This window comes from Paenibacillus nanchangensis (genome assembly GCF_046543445.1).
GTDB lineage: Bacteria > Bacillota > Bacilli > Paenibacillales > Paenibacillaceae > Paenibacillus_AQ > Paenibacillus_AQ nanchangensis.
Map to the genome: position 1 here is coordinate 241,915 of NZ_JBHOFD010000003.1, position 17,101 is coordinate 259,015.

The window sequence follows — 17,101 nt, forward strand, 5'->3', positions numbered from 1 at the left end:
CGGGCGCACAGTGACGCTGCAGCAGTTGAAGTATGTAATTGAAGTTGCCAGCCGGGGTTCGATGAACGAGGCGGCCAAACGGCTGTTTATTTCCCAGCCCAGCCTTTCGAACAGCATCCGCGACCTGGAGACCGAGCTGGGGATTACGATTTTTGAGCGGACCAACAAAGGAATCACTTTATCCAAAGACGGCGCGGAGTTTCTGGGCTACGCCCGGCAGGTGGTGGAGCAGGCCGAGCTGCTTGAAGCGCGTTATTTGAATGCCAAGCCCTCGCCGCAGCATTTTTCCGTATCGACCCAGCATTATGCATTTGCAGTAAACGCGTTTGTTAAACTGGTCAGTATGTACGGGCAGGATGAATACGAGCTGGCGCTCCGGGAGACGAAGACGTACGAAATCATACAGGATGTACGGACGCTCCGCAGCGAAATCGGCATTTTGTATTTGAACGAGTTCAACGAAAAGGTGATCAACAGACTGCTCAAGGACGGCAATCTGGAGTTTAACAGTCTGTTTACGGCAAAACCGCATATTTTTATCAGCGTCCGCAATCCGCTTGCCAAACAGGCTGTGGTCACGATCGACCAGCTTGCCGATTATCCGTATTTATCGTTTGAGCAGGGCGAATATAATTCGTTTCATTTTTCGGAGGAAATACTCAGCACCTTGTCCCATCCCAAAAGCATCCGGGTTAACGACCGGGCCACTTTGTTTAATCTTTTGATCGGCCTGAACGGGTATACGATTTCAACCGGGGTGCTAAGCGCCGACCTGAACGGCAACGAAATCATTCCGGTTCCGCTGGATTGTGACGAAAGCATTAATGTCGGGTGGATCAGCCACAAGCATACCGCGTTATCGAAACTCGCCGCTGAATATGTGGAGGCTCTGCATGAAGCGGTGGCGGAGGGAGAAAAGTAAATTTCCCAGGAAATGTGGTCCGTAGTCCGTGCAATACCGGCGGCCGGGGATCAGAAAAAGCTTTTTAGAGCGCCGCCAGCCAAGGACGCGGAAGGAATAGGTGCAAATGTAAGGGACAGCAGCCAGGCGGAACATGCCGGGCTGCTGTTCTTTTTTTATTGTATTGCCACCGGCTGTCAAGCGTTTTACAATTGTTTGAGAATTATTCTCAATCAAGTGGAGAAACCGGATAAATGGAGGGCCAGAATGAATGTAACAACATGGCAATGGCCGGCAGCGGATGCGAATACTTATATTCCTGCAGGTGTTACCCGTTTCGGCGGAGTGACGGGGAAAAAACGGCACGCCTTTGCCGGGCCGGATCGGATTTGCCACCGGCTGCTGATTTTTACGGCAGCGGAAGGTCTGCTAAGTTGGTCCGGCGGCTCCTGCCGTCCGGGTGTACATACCGTCTTATGTCTTCCGCCGGAAGTACGGATTATGGTGTCACCGGGAGCAGCTGCCGAAGGTTATGAGGTCCGTTTTCGCGTCTACCGGGAAGAAGAAGAGCAGCGGATGGTGTCCGTCCGGCTGCCGGAGCCGGCGGTCTGGCAGGCCGGGCCTGCGGAGCTTCTGGTCAAATATACACAGGAGCTGGAAAACAGGCTGGAAGGAAGCGGAACAGACCGGCTCAAGGCAGGCGTGCTCATGCACGAAATGATCCTGCTGCTGCTTGAAGAAATGCGGAGCGGCACGAACCGGAAGGAACCGGATATTACCCGGGCCGCCTCTTTTATGGAACGAAACTACCGGCAGGCCGTTACGCGGGAAGAACTGGCGCTGGCCGCCGGGATGAGTCCGGATCATCTGACAAAAATGTTTAAACGGACCTACGGAATGACGCCCATGGAGTATTTAAACGACATCCGGATCGCCCGGGCGAAGCAGACGCTGGTCCTCACCAACGAACCGTTCCGCGCCGTGGCGCACAGCGTCGGTTACGCTGACGAATTTTATTTCAGCCGCAAGTTCCGCAAAGTTACCGGTATGTCGCCTTCCGCTTATGTAAAACGGATGCGCCAGCCGGAGCGGCTGGTCTCCCTGCACCATCACATTACCGGCCATCTGTTGGCGCTCGGAATCGAGCCCGGCGGGGCACTGATCAACAGCTATTATCCGCTGCCGCTGAAGCGGACGGCGCCGGTGGGTGAATACCGGCCCGATCTGGACAAGCTGGCCGTGATGAAACCGGACGTCATCTTTACCAGCGGTGTATATGATGAGGAAACCCGGGCCAAGTCCCGGATGTTCGAGCATATCGCGCCAACGGTGACTATCCCCTTCGAAGCGGATTGGCGGGCCCAACTGCGCGGAATCGCCGTCGCGGCCGGAAAGGAAGCGGAAGCCGAGGAGTGGATCGGGCGGTATGAGCGGCGAGCCGCTGAGGTACGGGAAGCGGCAGAACGATTTTTGCGCGGAAAAACGGTATGGATTGCCGGCATCGGGCCATCGGGCCAAATGGTGCTGTATGGGCAAAAGTATGTGGGCGCCGTGCTCTACGGCGACCTGGGTGCGAACCCTCCGCCATGTGCGGAAACGATGGATTCCTACCAGCCTGTAGAGCCCGATATCCTCCTGCGGGAGGAACCGGACATTCTGGTATTGACCAGTTTCAGAAACGATGGTTCCGCGGCCACGAAACAGAGCATTCGCGAGACGATTCAAAAACTTGCAGCTCATCCAAGCTGGGAACGGCTGCCTGCTGTCCGGAACAAGGCCGTTTATCCGATTTTTGAAGATCAGCATTTGTATACCTTATATACCTCTTACTCCCACAGCCTGCTCCTGGAGCGCATGGCCTCGTTATGGACGCCGGATTTGTCCAAATAATGAACGGAAACAGCCATGTTCAAGGAATGGACATTTTTTATAATTAATAATGAGAATCAATATCAATTATAATGCCGGTCTTTCACTTTGGAGGGCAGCAGGTAGGGGGAATGAAAAATGAAAGTCAACGTAAAGAAACGCGGCGCCGCCATTTTAATGCTGGCGATGCTGCTTATTGTGGCCGCCGGGTGCGGGCAGGGAAATTCAAGCGGGTCAGCCGCGGGACAAGGGCCCGCTTCAGCGGGAGCAGCGGGCGGTGAAGCGTCGCCGGCGGCGTCCGATGCGGGTCAGCCGGCGGCGGATGCGTCGGCGGCTGTGCGTAAGGTGAAGCACGAAATGGGCGAAACGGAGATTACAGGAACGCCGAAGCGGATCGCCACCCTGTATCAAGGCGCAAATGACGCGGCCGTCGCATTTGGCATCAAACCTGTAGGGATCGTCGAGTCCTGGGAAGAGAAGCCGGTTTATGAATACCTGCGCAAAGACCTGGAAGGCGTGCCGCTGCTCGGCGAAGAGAACCAGCCTAATCTGGAGGAGCTGTACAAGCTGAAGCCGGATGTGATTTTTGCCACAAAAACAAGACATGAGGAAATCTACGATCAGCTCAGTCAAATTGCGCCAACGGTGATGATCGGTGAGGTGTACGACTGGAAGGCAACGGTCCGGCTGATGGGCGAAGCGCTGAACCAAACAGACGAAGCGGACCGCCTGCTGGCGGACTGGGACGCACGTACAGCCGATTTCAAGAAAAAAATGGGCGACCGGCTGCCGATGGAAGCAACGATTACCAACTTCCGGGCGGATCATGCCCGAATCTTTTACATGGGTTATGGCGGCAGTCTGCTGAAAGACCTTGGATTTACGCGGCCGCCGGGACACGATGAGGACATCTGGGGCGTCAAGCTGACCTCAAAAGAAAGCATTCCGGATATGAATGCCGACGTGATTTTCAATTTTAACTCCGGTGACGACAAGGCGGCAGTCGAAAAATACTATCAAGAATGGACCAGCCATCCGCTGTGGAAAAACCTGGACGCCGTGAAAAACGGACAGGTGCACATGGTGAACGAAGTGGACTGGAACATGGCCGGCGGGATTTTGTCCGCTCACCGGGCTTTGGACAGTCTGTATGAGATGTACGGCCTCACAAAATGAGCAAAAAACCAGTCATTTTGCTCCTCCTCTCGCTGATCGCCCTGGCGGGGGCGATGCTGTGCAGCCTGCTGCTGGGCCGTACCGCGGTCGGCTGGGGGGCCTTAAAGGATGCGTTTTTTCATTACGATCCCGGCAATGTGGAGCAGCTGATTGTCCGGACGGAGCGGTTGTCCCGGACTATAATCGCTACGGCGGCCGGCGCCGCGCTGGCGCTTGCCGGCGCGCTGATGCAGGCGCTCACCCGAAATCCGCTTGCCGCTTCAGATGTGTTTGGCATTAATGCGGGCGCTATCTTTTTTGTTGTGGCCGGCGTGCTGCTGTTTCCGTCCAGTCCGCTGCTAGGGCTGGCAGGGTACGCCGTGATTGGCGCGCTTGTGTCCGCTTCGGTTGTCTATGGACTGGGCTCACTGGGCCGGGACGGGCTGACACCGGTTAAACTTATTTTGGCCGGCGCTGCGATTACCGCGCTGTTCACCTCGTTTACGCAGGGCATGCTGGTGCTGAATGAGTCGGGGTTCCAGGATGTTTTGTTCTGGCTTGCGGGTTCGGTCAGCGGACGTGAGCTGCAAACGGCTCTGCCGGTCCTGCCGTTTATATTGGCGGCCGCTTTTGCCGCCGTACTGATGGGCCGCGCCGTCAATCTGCTGAACAGCGGGGAAGACATCGCCAAAGGACTTGGCCAAAATACGCTGATCGTCAAGCTGGCCATCGGCGTGCTTGTTGTGGTGCTGGCCGGCGGTTCCGTCGCCATAGTGGGAGCGGTGGGTTTTGTCGGTCTGGTTGTTCCCCATCTGGCCCGGTCCGCCGCCGGGAGCGATTACCGCTGGGTGCTGCCGATCTCCGCAATCTTTGGGGCGGTACTGCTGCTGCTGGCCGATGTGGCGGCCCGGCTTGCCATTTCGCCTGGCGAAATCCCGATTGGCGTAATGACCGCCGTGATCGGCGTACCGTTTTTTGTCCATGCGGCCCGGAAAGGCGGGGTGTGGAGATGAGCTTCCGTTTATCAAACAGAGAAATGACCGTACGCAGCCGGGGAGGCGGTGTCAGCTTTCAGATCAGGCCGCGTACCGCGCTGCTTATTCTGGGGCTGTCCGCGGCAGTGATTATCGCGATTGTATTTGGAACGGGCTGGGGCGAACAGTATATCTCTCCGCTCGGCGTATGGCAGACGATCTGGGGCACCGGGCAAGGCGAATATGATTTCATCATTATGACCCTGCGCCTTCCCCGGGTGCTCGTGTCCCTGCTGGCAGGCGCCGCGCTTGGCGTCTCCGGCGCCGTATTGCAGGGCGTCATCCGCAATCCGCTTGCTTCACCCGATATTATCGGCATTACCGGCGGCGCATCGGCTGCCGCTGTAGGTTTTCTCGCTTTTCTGGGCGGCACGGTCAGCATCAAGCTGCTGCCGCTGGCCGCGATCCTTGGCGCGCTGGCCGTTTCGCTGCTGGTATATGCCTTGTCCTGGAATAAAGGCGTCTCCCCGGTCCGGCTCGTGCTGATCGGAACCGGGCTGTCCGCCGCGGCTTCCGCCGCGACTACGCTGATGCTGGTGCTGAGCTCCGACACGACGGCGGGTCAGGCCTACATCTGGATGACCGGAAGTGTGTATGGATCGACCTGGGACGACGTCGCTACGCTGCTGCCCGCCGTCATCATAGGCATCCCGCTCGCCGCACTGTTTGCACGCAGTCTGAACGCGCAGGAGTTGGGAGACGACACGGCGGGCGGGCTTGGCGTCGCCGTGCAGCCGCACCGGCTGGTGCTGTTGCTGATCAGTGTGGTACTGGCGGGTTTCGCCGTATCCGTGGCCGGTGCGCTCGGCTTCGTCGGCCTGATCGCTCCGCATGTCGCCCGCAAATGGGCGGGCCGCCCGTTTGGCGCGCTGACTGCGGTTTCTGCGCTCTGCGGCGCGCTGCTGGTCTTTTTGGCGGATTTGATCGCCCGGACCGTGTTTTATCCGCTGGATGTGCCGGCCGGTGTGTTTACGGCGGGAGTGGGCGCGCCGTTTTTTATTTATCTTTTGTTCCATAACCGAAATCGCCTGTAGAGGAGCGTGATTGCGTTGACTTCCATTCAAGCCAGGGAGCTGTCGGTGGCCTACAGCGGCAAGTCCGTCATCAAAGAGCTGAATCTGGATGTGCCCAAGGGACGGATTACGGTATTTATCGGGGGAAACGGCTGCGGAAAATCGACGCTGCTGCGCACGCTGGCCCGGCTGCTGAAGCCGGAGTCGGGAAACGTGCTGCTCGACGGCCGTCAAATCTCCCGGATGCCGACCAAAGAAATCGCCCGGAGCCTGTCGATTCTGCCGCAAGGACCGGCCGCGCCGGAAGGGCTGACTGTCCGGCAGCTGGTTAAACAAGGCCGCTATCCGCACCAAAGCTGGCTGAAGCAGTGGTCGGAGGAAGATGAAGCATGCGTAACGTCCGCGCTCCGTTCGGCCCGGGTGGAGGAATTAGCCGAACAGACGGTTGATTCGCTCTCCGGCGGCCAGCGGCAGCGCGTGTGGATCGCGATGACGCTGGCGCAGGGCACGGAAACGCTGCTGCTGGACGAACCGACGACTTACCTGGATCTTTCGCATCAGATCGAGATTTTGGACATGCTGTATGAGCTGAATGAGAAGGAAGGCCGGACGATTGTGATGGTGCTCCACGATCTGAACCTGGCCTGCCGGTACGCCCACTATATGGTCGCCGTCCGGGATGGAGGAATTTACGCGGAAGGGCGTCCGGAAGAGATTATTACGCCGGAAACGGTACGGGCCGTGTTCGATCTCGATTGTACAGTTGGCCGGGACCCGCTGTTCGGTACGCCGCTGTGTATTCCGCACGGAAAAGGGCGGCGGATTGGCCCGGCAGCCGGTGACAAGGGGATCCAGCCGGAAAGCGGAGAACGGGAAGCGTTCCTGCGCCAGGGAGCTGTCTGATGCCTACTGAGACGCGCGAATGGTTGGCCGATTCTTACGGCATCAGGAAAGCGGCCTCGGAACACAGTGTACGTTCCGTCCCGGCCGCGGAGCTGCTGCACGTTCCGCTGCTTAGGGAATGGATCGACGAGATCACGGCGAGCATCCGGGGACAGGACCGGACGGCCGCGGCTGTCCGGATCGCGGGTTCGTTCGGCGGCGTCGCGCTGGCGCTGCAGGCTGCGATGTCGGTCCGCGATACGGCGCCTGATCTGTGCCTGCCCAATCTTGCAGCCGATCTGAATGCGGGCTCGGGGAAGCTCAAGGTGGAATTCCGTCCGGTGACGTGGAGCGAAACGCCTTCACCGGCGGGCCCGTCCGATGCGCGCGCCCGCCCGGAATGGCGGGATACGGCGCTCCGGAGCTTTTACGGTCACGCCCGGTCTTTGATTGAAGCGCTGGCGGAAGCGGGCGGCGTCAATGCGGGACTGCTGTGGGGGCAGTGGCCGGCCAGGTTCCATAACGCGATCAACCAGCTGATGCTGGAAACGGACGACAGTCTGTTACGCCGGCAGCTGGAGGAGGATTATTTGTTTTTGCGCAGCGGACTGCCTCCGCAGGAGATATTCGGGCGGGCGCGTAATCCGTTCGACGTTCCCGTCAAGCCGGTGGAAGATTTGACCGTTCCCGGACGGCAGGTGGCGCTGAAATCTTCGTGCTGCCTGAACTACCGGACCGAAGGCGGCGTGTACTGCTACCGCTGCCCCCGTTTAACCGAAGCGGAACGGGCGGAACGGCGGCAGAGCTACAGGCTGAAAGCGGGAATTGCGGAAGGCTGAGTGGGGAATGCTGACCTCGGAGAACTGACTGCGCAGAGCTGATTGCGGAGCATGTGACTGCGGGATGCTGTCTGTGGGAAGCTTGGACGCGGTGTACGTGGGCCGGTGTAAACAATCGGCGTACAACCCAAAATACAAGTTTGTAAAGGCCTTGGTCCAGTATTGGCTGGAACCGGGGCCTTTTTTGCGTGGAGTATGCGCCAAAAAGGGTTGCCAGCGGCGGAAACCCCCAGTATGATGGGACACAAAAAGGGAGGTGCGGCGGAACGAGCGGCTTCCCAATCCGCAGAAAGAGGGGACCCGCGTGCTGTATTCGCTCAAAAGCAGGCTGACTGTCAGCTTTATCCTGCTGTTCCTGCTGTCTTTTGTGACGTTGTCCGTCGTACTCATCAACGAATCCAGGCAAATCCTCCGGTCCAACATCGAAACCTCCGCTAAAGAAATGATGGAGGAATACGCGCTTTATCTCGACATGGTGCATACCCAGATCAGCGACCTGGCGTCACTGGTCTTCAACAGCGAGGTTACGGCGCGCTGGGCGGAGACTGCGGGCGACCCCGCCATTCCGGCCGGGGAAAAGATGCTGTCGCATATTGGGATGAGCCGTTTTTTGACGCGGACCACCAACAGCTACACCAGTGTATCGGGGGTTACGCTTTACCGCCAGGACGGGCTGTGGGTCGGGGGCGATAATCTGGTCATGGAGGATGACACGTTTAAACAGGAAAAATGGTACGCGGATCTGCTGGAGCACCGCAAGCGTTGGGTGCCTTCGCATACGGACCCGGTCGAAGTCCGGCAGAACAACCTGCATCCCGTAATCGGCATGGTGATGCCTGTAGGCTCATTCGACATCGCCTCCGCCCGGGTGCTGATGAAGGTGAATGTGAAGACGGAGTATTTTTTGAAACCGCTTAACCGGATCCGGCTTGGGCAGACGGGCGGCATTTTCCTGCTGGATGAAGACGGAACCCCGCTTTTGTCGGAGCAGTCCGACCCGAAGCACGCGCATGTACTCAAAGCGCTGGAGCCGATTAGGCGGGCGGGACAAAAGGGAGGGGTGCTTGACGTGCGGGATGCGGGCGGCAAACCTGATATTGTCATCTACAAAAAGCTGCCGAAAACGAACTGGCTGCTCGTCGGCGTTGTTCAGGAAAAAGAGCTGTACGCCGAGTTGTTCCGGCTGCGGAACAGCATCATGGTAATTGCCTCGCTCCTGCTGGTGCTGTCGCTTGTGCTGGCATCCGTCCTCTCCAGCAGCATTACCAAGCCGCTGTCCCGGCTTGTGTCGGCCATGCGGCATGTCCAGCGCGGGGACTTCAGCTACGCCGAAATGCGGATTCCGCCGCAGGAGACCGTCCGCAGCGAGATCGGCTATGTGACGGGGACATTCCGCAATATGGTTGTGCGGCTGCGGAGCCATATTCAGACGGAGTTTGAGCTCAAGCTGCTGCGCCAGCAGGCGGAATACAAAGCGCTGCTGATGCAGATTAACCCGCATTTTCTGTTCAATACGCTGGAGCTGATGAGCAGCCTGGCGATGCAAAAAAGAACGGAGGACAATGTGACGGTCATCGAAGATCTCGGCCGGATGATGCGCTACAGCCTGCGGATCAGCGACGATGTCGTTTTGCTTGAGGAGGAGCTGGGGTATGTGGAGCATTACTTGTCCATTCTTAAAATCCGGTTCGGGAGCCGGCTGAAAATCGGCCTGACCCGGGAGGAAGGCCTTGAGCGGCTGACGACGATCAAGTTCATTCTTCAGCCGCTGATCGAAAACGCGGTGAAATACAGCTTAGCGGCAGGCACCGAAGCCAGGGTAAGCATTTCGGCCCGGCGTGCGGACGGCCGTCTGCACCTCAGCGTCACGGATAATGGTCCGGGGATTGGCGAGGAACTGAAACTCAGCCTGATGGAGCGCCTCCATTCGCCAAATCCGGACGACGTGCTGGCCGGCCGGAACGGCCATATCGGGCTTGGCAATGTGCTCGCCCGCTGCCGGCTGTATTACGGGGAGCTGTTTCAGGTTGCGGTTGAGCCGGGCATCGGGGGCGGAACACGAATTGTGTTGTCCCTGCCAGAACAGGAGGAGAAAACCCATGTACCGAGTGATGATTGTGGACGATGAACCGGAAATCCGCCAAGGGCTGCGGTTGAAGGCCGACTGGAGCAGCTTGAAAATGAGGGTGGAGGCGGAGGCCTCCAATGGCAGAGAAGCGCTGGAGCAACTGGCGCGTACGCCGTTTGACCTCGTGCTTGCCGATATGAACATGCCGGTCATGGACGGGCGCTCGTTTCTAGAAGTATGCCGCAAGGAGCATCCGGCGACCCGGCTGATCGTTATCACCGGTTATGAGGACTTCCAGTATGCGCGTTCGGCCGTCCGCAGCCAGGCGAGGGATTACCTGCTGAAGCCGGTTAGCCGGGACGAGCTGACCGCGGCGCTTGAGCGGATCAGGCAGGAGCTGGATGCGGAACGCAGACGCGCGGAGGCGGACGCTTTGACCGGCTGGCGGCTTACGCAGGATTACCGCGAGCTGAAGGAGCAGTTCCTGCTGCAGCTCGTCAAAGGTGAAGCGCATGCGGGCCTGCCGGTCCGGGAGCGGGCCGCACGGTTCGAGCTCGCCGGCTGGGAGGAGCGGGAGATCCGCATCCTGACGGCAGGGATGAAAGAGCAGTCTGCGGCTTCGTCTGCTGGAACTGGCGGAATGCCCGGGGAGGAGCGTCAGCCCGACGATTTCCGGCTGCCCTTTGACATGATCGCCCGCGAATTTGCCGCCGGCTGGACACAGCCGGCAGAGGTGTTCCGCAGCGGGCTTTACCCCGGGCTGCTGCATTTTATCTTGCCTGCGGACGAGCGGGAGTCGCAGGTTTTTACCGGGCAGCTGGCCGATACAATGCGCTCATATACCGGGTTCGAGCTGTGCGCCGGAATCGGCAGACCGGTCCGCGGCTTCGCCCGCTGGGAGGAAGGGTATTCCTCCTCGCTGCTGGCCTGGAATTTGCAGGCGGGCGGTGCGGCGGGGGAAGCAGATTCGGACACGGACGTGCACACTGACATGGACGGCAACGCCGAACGGCTGGAGGAAACGGCCAAACGCTTCCGCCTGCTCCTTCGGCGCGGTGAGACCGGACGGCTGCGCGGGGAAATGGAACGTGTGCTCAAGGCGGCCAGCGCGGTTTCGCCCGCCAGACTGGTCAAAGTGATCTTCCGCCTGTACCTCCTCCTGGATGCGGCTGTCCACGAGGCGGAGCCGGCGGGCGGCACGCGGGAAAGGCTTTGGCTCCGTCCGGAGCGGGTGCTGGGTATGGACACGGTGCCGAAGGCGCTGGCGTTTCTGATGGAAATCGCGGAGGAAGCCGTCCGGGGCTCTCTGGATGTGAAACCGCGGGAGCAGTCGGCAATGGAGCAGGCCACAGCGTACATCAGGGAGAATTACATGTACGATCTGCCGCTGCCGTCCGTCGCCGAGCGCTTTAATTACAACCCGTCGTATTTTTCGGAACTGTTTAAAGACAAAATCGGCACCCCGTTTAACCAATACGTCACGAGCGTCCGGATGGAGCAGGCTGTGCGGATGCTGAAGACAACCGGGCTAGGGCTGTGGGATATCGCGGAGCTGTCGGGGTTCTCCAATCCGAGCTATTTCAGCTCACGGTTCAAACGGATTTATGGAGTAAGCCCTTCGGAATACCGGCAGCGGTATACCCGAAAAAATCAATAATCAGTACCCGAAGAAAGCGGATTCACCCGCCTGGCAATCCCTTTTATCATGAAGAAGCAAGCAATTGTGATGGAAAGGAGGAGGGCTGCATGAAAACCGCAAAGGGAACGCTGGCCCGGGAACAAAATGCGACCGCTTATTTATTTTTGCTTCCCTGGCTGCTCGGATTTTTTTGCCTGACATTAGGACCGATGCTGGGCTCGCTGTATCTGTCTTTGACCCGCTACAACCTGCTAACGTCACCTGAGTGGATCGGATTAGACAATTATGCAGGCCTGTTCACAGACGACGATACCTTTCGCAGCTCGCTTTGGCTGACCTTCAAGTACGTGTTTCTCTCCGTGCCTGTCCGGCTGATTTTTGCGCTGCTTATTGCGCTTCTGCTGAACAAGGGCATCCGGGGCCTCGGCATTTACCGGACCGTGTATTATCTGCCTTCCCTGCTTGGGGGAAGCGTAGCTATCGCCATTGTCTGGAGACAGATTTTTGACGGCACAGGGGTGGTGAACCAGTTTCTGGGCGTCTTCGGAATTGAGGGGCCCTCATGGATTTCGCATCCCGACTATATTGTGTACACCATCGTTTCGCTGTCGGTGTGGCAGTTCGGGTCGGCGATGGTCATATTTTTGGCCGGACTGAAGCAGGTGCCCGCCGATCTGTACGAAGCCGCGCAGGTGGATGGTGCGGGTAAGCTCAGGCAGTTTTTCCGCATTACGCTGCCGATGCTGTCCCCCGTGATTTTTTTCAATTTGCTGATGAGCATCATCAATTCGTTCCAGGCGTTTACACCAGCGTTTGTGATCGGCGACGGGCGCGGGGGGCCGCTGAACTCCACCATGTTCTACACCTTGTATCTGTATCTGAAAGGATTTTCGTTTTTCGATATGGGTTATGCCTCGGCGCTGGCCTGGATTATGCTGCTGATCATCGCTTTTTTTACGGCAATCGTGTTCGCCACCTCGAAATTCTGGGTGTTTTACGGCGATGAAAAAGGGGGCGGCAAGGCATGACGGACACAAGCAAGTTCTCCACTCTGTTGTCGCGCACCGGCAAACATCTGCTGATTATCGCATTTGGCCTGCTGATGATTTATCCGGTGGCTTGGCTTGTCAGCAGTTCGTTTAAGCCCAATTCGCTCATCTTCACGGACACCGGGCTTTGGCCGAAACGGTTTACGCTGGAGCATTACGCCAACGGCTGGAAAGGGCTGCAGGGCATCGGGTTTGGCCGGTTTTTCGCCAACTCGGCGTTTATTTCGCTGTCTTCCGTACTTGGCAATGTTGTTACCTGTTCGCTGGCGGCGTTTGCTTTTGCCAGACTGACGTTCCGGTTCAGCAAGCTGTGGTTCTCCCTGATGCTGGTCACGATCATGCTGCCCCATCATGTGACGCTAATTCCGCAGTACATCATTTTTGATCAGCTGCACTGGATCAATACGTATTTTCCGCTGATATTGCCCAAGTGGCTGGCCACCGATTCCTTTTTTATTCTGCTGATGGTGCAGTTTATCCGCGGGCTGCCGCGGGAGCTGGACGAAAGCGCAACGATTGACGGCTGCGGCCAAAAACAAATCTTCCTGCGCATCATCGTGCCGCTCCTTGTGCCGGCATTAATCACAACCTCGATCTTCACATTTATCTGGACCTGGGACGACTTCTTCAGCCAGATGATTTACCTCAGCCAAATCCGGCTGTTCACCGTGCAGCTTGGCATCCGCTCCTTGTTCGATCCGACGGGTTCGTCGGACTGGGGCGCCCTGCTGGCTATGTCGGCATTGTCGCTGCTTCCGATTACCGCCGTTTTCATGACGTTTCAGCGTTATTTTCTGGAAGGAATCGCTACAACGGGCCTGAAATAACGCCCGAGAACAGCCGCCAAGGCGGACGACGACAAGAAGAGGAGAGATAGGGATGAAGAAGCGTGTATTAGCAGGAGTCCTGCTTCTGCTAACGGTAACCATGAGCGGATGCGGAGGAGGAACCGGAGCGTCGGGTCCGGCGGAGACAAGCAGCGGTTCAGCGGGCAGCAGCGGCAGCGGAACTGGCACCGGAGATGCCAAGGTTGAGTTGCGCGTCATGTGGTGGGGGGACCAGAAACGCGCGGATTTGACCAACAAAGTCATTGAGCTGTTCGAGAAAAGACACCCTGACATCGATGTGATGGGCGAATTTGCTCCATCAACCGGCTATTTTGACAAACTGAATACCCAGCTCGCTTCGGGGTCGGCTGCGGATGTATTTTTTCTAGGGGGAAATGTCGTCGATTACGCCAATAAAGGCGTTCTGCTCGACCTTGGTCCTTATGTGGATAAGCAGCTGGATCTAACGGACATGGACCAATCCATGATTGAATACGGCACGCTGAACGGCAAACTGGTGCATGTTTCGGCTGGGGCCAATGCAAGAGGCATCATCATCAACAAAGCTGTGTTCGAGCGGGCGGGACTGCCGGTTCCGGAGGATGGCTGGGACTGGAAGCGGTATGCCGAAATCAGCAAGCAGATTCATGACAAATTGGGCGGCGAAGGCGTATACGGCACGTATAATTTTACCGTCGACGGTATGGATATCGCGCTGAAACAGAACGGAAAGCAGCTGTATGACATGGAAAACGGCAAGCTGGGCTTTGGGGAAACCGATGCGCTGCCCTGGTTCAAATACTGGGAAGAGACGACCAAAAACGGAGGAGTGGTGCCGCCTCAATTGGCCGTTTCCAACCCCTTGAGCGACCCGAGCAAATCCCTGATTATCACCGGAAAAGTCGGAATGAGTCTGACCGCCTCCAATCAGCTGGTTGCCCATCAGGCGCTGACGGAAGATCCGCTGACGATGGTTCAACTCCCGCGCGGGCCCAAGGGTACTGGCGTCGTGTTTGAGTCCAGTCAGGGATTGTCCGGCTACGCCGAAACGAAACATCCGGAGGAGGTTGCCACGTTTATCAGCTTTTTTGTCAACAATCCGGAGGCGGCCGAGATTCTCGGAAATGACCGGGGCGTGCCGGTAATGGCGGCTAACCGCGAGCAGCTGCGCCAAAATGCGAGCGACGTCGACGAGATCGTTTATGATTACACAAACCGGGTGTCCGAAGCGGCTGCGGCGGAGCCGTTTGCCGTAAGCTACAATCCGCCGGGATTCGCTGAATACTCCAAATTGGCGGAAACCACGGTGCAGGAAATCGGCTTCGGCCGAAAGAGTGTGGAAGAAGCGGTAAAGGATTTTTATAGCGGCACGCTCAAAATCTTTGAAAGCAACAAATAACCAAAGGAAGCGGGTGCCAGGGTGAACGACAAACTGCTTGCCAAGCTGCGGCAGCCCGCTTCCGCTCCGCCGCCGTCCGGGAAAATCCGGACGGTGGGAGCGAAAGCGGAATGGAGCCGGGCGGATGTCCGGTTCGCAGCGGACGGGCCGCTGGAAACGGCGTATCGTCTGGCCGTAGACAAATTATTTGAATGCATTGCGCCCCCGCCTGCAGGTAAGCCGGACATGGAGAGCGGCGGCGGAGGGATTCTACAGGAGGGCGGGGTATACGCGGGATGCTGGCTGGAGAGCACCGGAACGATCAGCGCCGAGCTGCTGTCCCGGTTCCTGCCGGAAGTCTCGGGACAGACCTACCGCGCATTTGCTTTACTGCAGCGGGAAGACGGTCTGCTGCCCTACAAAATTACGGCGGCCGGACCGGCCTTCCGGCAGATTCAGCTGGTGACGCCGCTGTCCCGGTGTGTCTGGAACCATTACCGGCTGGGCCACGCGGACACGGACTTCCTGGAGGAGATGTACCGGGCCATGGCCGCCTATGACAGCTGGCTGGCCAAATACCGGAACACAAGGGGCACAGGCTGCGTAGAGGCTTTTGGCGCCTACGATACCGGGCATGATTTGTCGCCCCGGTTCTGGCATGCGCCTGATACGCCGTACCGGGAGGACGCGGCCCACGTTGACCCGGATTCGCCGGTGCTTCCTTATTTGGCGCCTGATCTGACGGCGAATGTCTACTGCCAGCGAGTCTACTTGTCCCGGATTGCCGGGTTGCTTGGACGGCGGGAGGAGGAAGGGGAGTGGGCGAGCAAAGCGGACGACAGCCTGGATAGCCTGTTCCGCTGGTGTTACGACGAAGCGGACCGTTTTTTTTATGACCGGGACCGCAGCGGAGCTTTTGTCCGCGTGCAGTCGGACGTTCTGCTGCGTGTGCTGGCCTGTGAAGTGGGAGACCGGCGTCTTTTTGATGACATGCTGCGGCTGTATCTGCTGAATACGCGTAAGTTTTTTGCAAAATACCCGTTTACGTCGCTGGCGATGGACGACCCGAGATTCGATCCGTTTTCGGCATACAACACGTGGGGCGGTCCAACCAATTTTCTTAGTCTCATCCGCGCTGCCCATGCTTTTGAGCATCATGGAAGAGTTGTGGAGTTCACCTGGGTTATGCGGCCGATCCTGTCGGCGTTAGCAGCAATGACCCGGTTCCCGCAGGTGATCAGCCCGTGGACTGGGGAAGCGGGATTTACGGAAGATTATTCGCCGGCCATCCTTTGTCTGCTGGATTTTGTGGAACGGATGTGCGGTATCCTGCCGGCTCCCGCAGATGAAGTCTGGTTCACCGGACTTACGCTGTCCGCCATGGAAGGCGGTAGGGAAATCGGCGGGGACACGGGCTATGCACGTACGGTGGACGGGGTGCGCTATGAGTTGATTACCGGACGGGAAAAATGCCGGGTGTTCCGGGACGGGGAGCTGCATGTTACGTTTCCGGCCGGCCTGCGGGTGGTGACGGACAGACAGGGGAGGATCACGGGCGCCGTAGGCATGTCGGTCCGGCCGGTGGCGGGCGACATCCATTACCAGGGAAGCGTTCTGCCGGTTCATGCCGAGGGGAACGAACGGCTGCGGCTGGAGGATGGACGGATGATCAGGGACTCCGCGATCGGGCTGGTGTTTCCGTCGTATGCTTAAAGCGGAAGGGGTCTAGACTGAACCATTTTCGGACAGGGGAGAGGAGATGTCACGGAGGCTTTTGAAGCTGTAGGAGCGAAGAGCAGCCTTATTTTTGGAGTTCTACCGCTATCTGGGACATTCATTCAAGAACTCCGAAAATGACAGCAACCGAAAGTCTCAAATTGGCCGCAGTTACAGCTCCGATCTACCTGTCCTTCTTAAGGTTCGGTCTATACGGACTTCCATTCAAGAACTCCGAAAACATCGGGCTGGAAGTCCCAAATTGACCGCAGTGACAGCTCCGATCTACCTGTCATTTGTGAGTTCAGTCTAGGGTGTGTACGCAAACTGTAAGTTAAGGAAATAAGGGTCAGTAAAATTCCGTGATGGGTTACGAAATGCTATCCACCCTGGATCTACACCTGTTTATTTTCAGATCGATCTGCGAATCCTCTCCCGTAAGGCTAGCAATGCACAGTTGCGGCGGGTGCTCGTCGAAGCAGCCCACCCTTACCGGCACCCGCAGCGGATTATCACAGAACCGCGATACGGAGGTCTTTCCGGACCCAGAGGACGTTATTCCTGAAATTCTGGGGCTTTGGTATGCCTTGGCGGACTCCATGCAGCTAGAATAAAAAGTGGACACCCGTTAACGGACAGAAGGATAATAAGACTAACGGAGGTGTGTCCACATGGGGGAACAACGGCAACGCTACAATGAAGAATTTAAAAAGCAAACGGTCAAGTTTATC

At 57.8% G+C, this 17,101-nt stretch carries 13 protein-coding genes; all 13 read left to right on the forward strand.

The features are described 5' to 3' along the window. Positions 1-10: 10 nt before the first annotated feature. The 13 genes from ACE6ED_RS03630 to ACE6ED_RS03690 all read left to right on the forward strand — a co-directional run bounded on the left by ACE6ED_RS03630 (position 11) and on the right by ACE6ED_RS03690 (position 16,367). Positions 11-922, forward strand: a complete 912-nt coding sequence (locus ACE6ED_RS03630) for a LysR family transcriptional regulator (RefSeq protein ID WP_410825595.1) — start codon at positions 11-13, stop codon at positions 920-922. 246 nt (positions 923-1,168) lie between these two features. After that, a complete protein-coding gene (locus ACE6ED_RS03635; RefSeq protein WP_410825596.1) occupies positions 1,169-2,791 on the forward strand; it encodes a helix-turn-helix domain-containing protein in 1,623 nt (540 codons plus the stop codon). 117 nt (positions 2,792-2,908) lie between these two features. Next, positions 2,909-3,946, forward strand: coding sequence for an ABC transporter substrate-binding protein (locus ACE6ED_RS03640; protein WP_410825597.1), 1,038 nt, complete (start codon positions 2,909-2,911; stop codon positions 3,944-3,946). After that, the gene (locus ACE6ED_RS03645) at positions 3,943-4,938 is read left to right on the forward strand and encodes a FecCD family ABC transporter permease (protein ID WP_410825598.1); all 996 of its coding nucleotides are present in this window, start codon (positions 3,943-3,945) and stop codon (positions 4,936-4,938) included. The genes ACE6ED_RS03640 and ACE6ED_RS03645 overlap by 4 nt, the downstream gene beginning before the upstream one ends. Next, on the forward strand, positions 4,935-5,993 hold the full coding sequence (locus tag ACE6ED_RS03650) for a FecCD family ABC transporter permease (protein ID WP_410825599.1): 1,059 nt from the start codon (positions 4,935-4,937) through the stop codon (positions 5,991-5,993). The genes ACE6ED_RS03645 and ACE6ED_RS03650 overlap by 4 nt, the downstream gene beginning before the upstream one ends. A 15-nt stretch (positions 5,994-6,008) precedes the next feature. Next, positions 6,009-6,875 (forward strand): ABC transporter ATP-binding protein, encoded by an 867-nt coding sequence (locus ACE6ED_RS03655; RefSeq protein ID WP_410825600.1) that lies wholly within the window; start codon positions 6,009-6,011, stop codon positions 6,873-6,875. Then, positions 6,875-7,693, forward strand: coding sequence for a hypothetical protein (locus ACE6ED_RS03660; protein WP_410825601.1), 819 nt, complete (start codon positions 6,875-6,877; stop codon positions 7,691-7,693). The genes ACE6ED_RS03655 and ACE6ED_RS03660 overlap by 1 nt, the downstream gene beginning before the upstream one ends. 304 nt (positions 7,694-7,997) lie before the next feature. Then, a complete protein-coding gene (locus ACE6ED_RS03665; RefSeq protein WP_410825602.1) occupies positions 7,998-9,821 on the forward strand; it encodes a cache domain-containing sensor histidine kinase in 1,824 nt (607 codons plus the stop codon). Continuing rightward, on the forward strand, positions 9,793-11,418 hold the full coding sequence (locus ACE6ED_RS03670) for a response regulator (protein ID WP_410825603.1): 1,626 nt from the start codon (positions 9,793-9,795) through the stop codon (positions 11,416-11,418). Before ACE6ED_RS03665 ends, ACE6ED_RS03670 begins: the two co-directional genes overlap by 29 nt. A gap of 89 nt (positions 11,419-11,507) precedes the next feature. Beyond that, positions 11,508-12,428 carry a carbohydrate ABC transporter permease gene (locus ACE6ED_RS03675; protein WP_410825604.1) on the forward strand — a complete coding sequence of 307 codons (921 nt, stop codon included), beginning with the start codon at positions 11,508-11,510 and terminating at the stop codon, positions 12,426-12,428. Continuing rightward, entirely contained in the window at positions 12,425-13,276 is an 852-nt protein-coding gene (locus ACE6ED_RS03680; RefSeq protein WP_410825605.1) for a carbohydrate ABC transporter permease, read from the forward strand. The genes ACE6ED_RS03675 and ACE6ED_RS03680 overlap by 4 nt, the downstream gene beginning before the upstream one ends. 52 nt (positions 13,277-13,328) lie before the next feature. Beyond that, complete coding sequence (locus ACE6ED_RS03685; RefSeq protein WP_410825606.1) at positions 13,329-14,675, forward strand: extracellular solute-binding protein; 1,347 nt, start codon at positions 13,329-13,331, stop codon at positions 14,673-14,675. Positions 14,676-14,696: 21 nt separating this feature from the next. Beyond that, entirely contained in the window at positions 14,697-16,367 is a 1,671-nt protein-coding gene (locus ACE6ED_RS03690) for an MGH1-like glycoside hydrolase domain-containing protein (protein WP_410825607.1), read from the forward strand. Positions 16,368-17,101 lie beyond the last annotated feature (734 nt).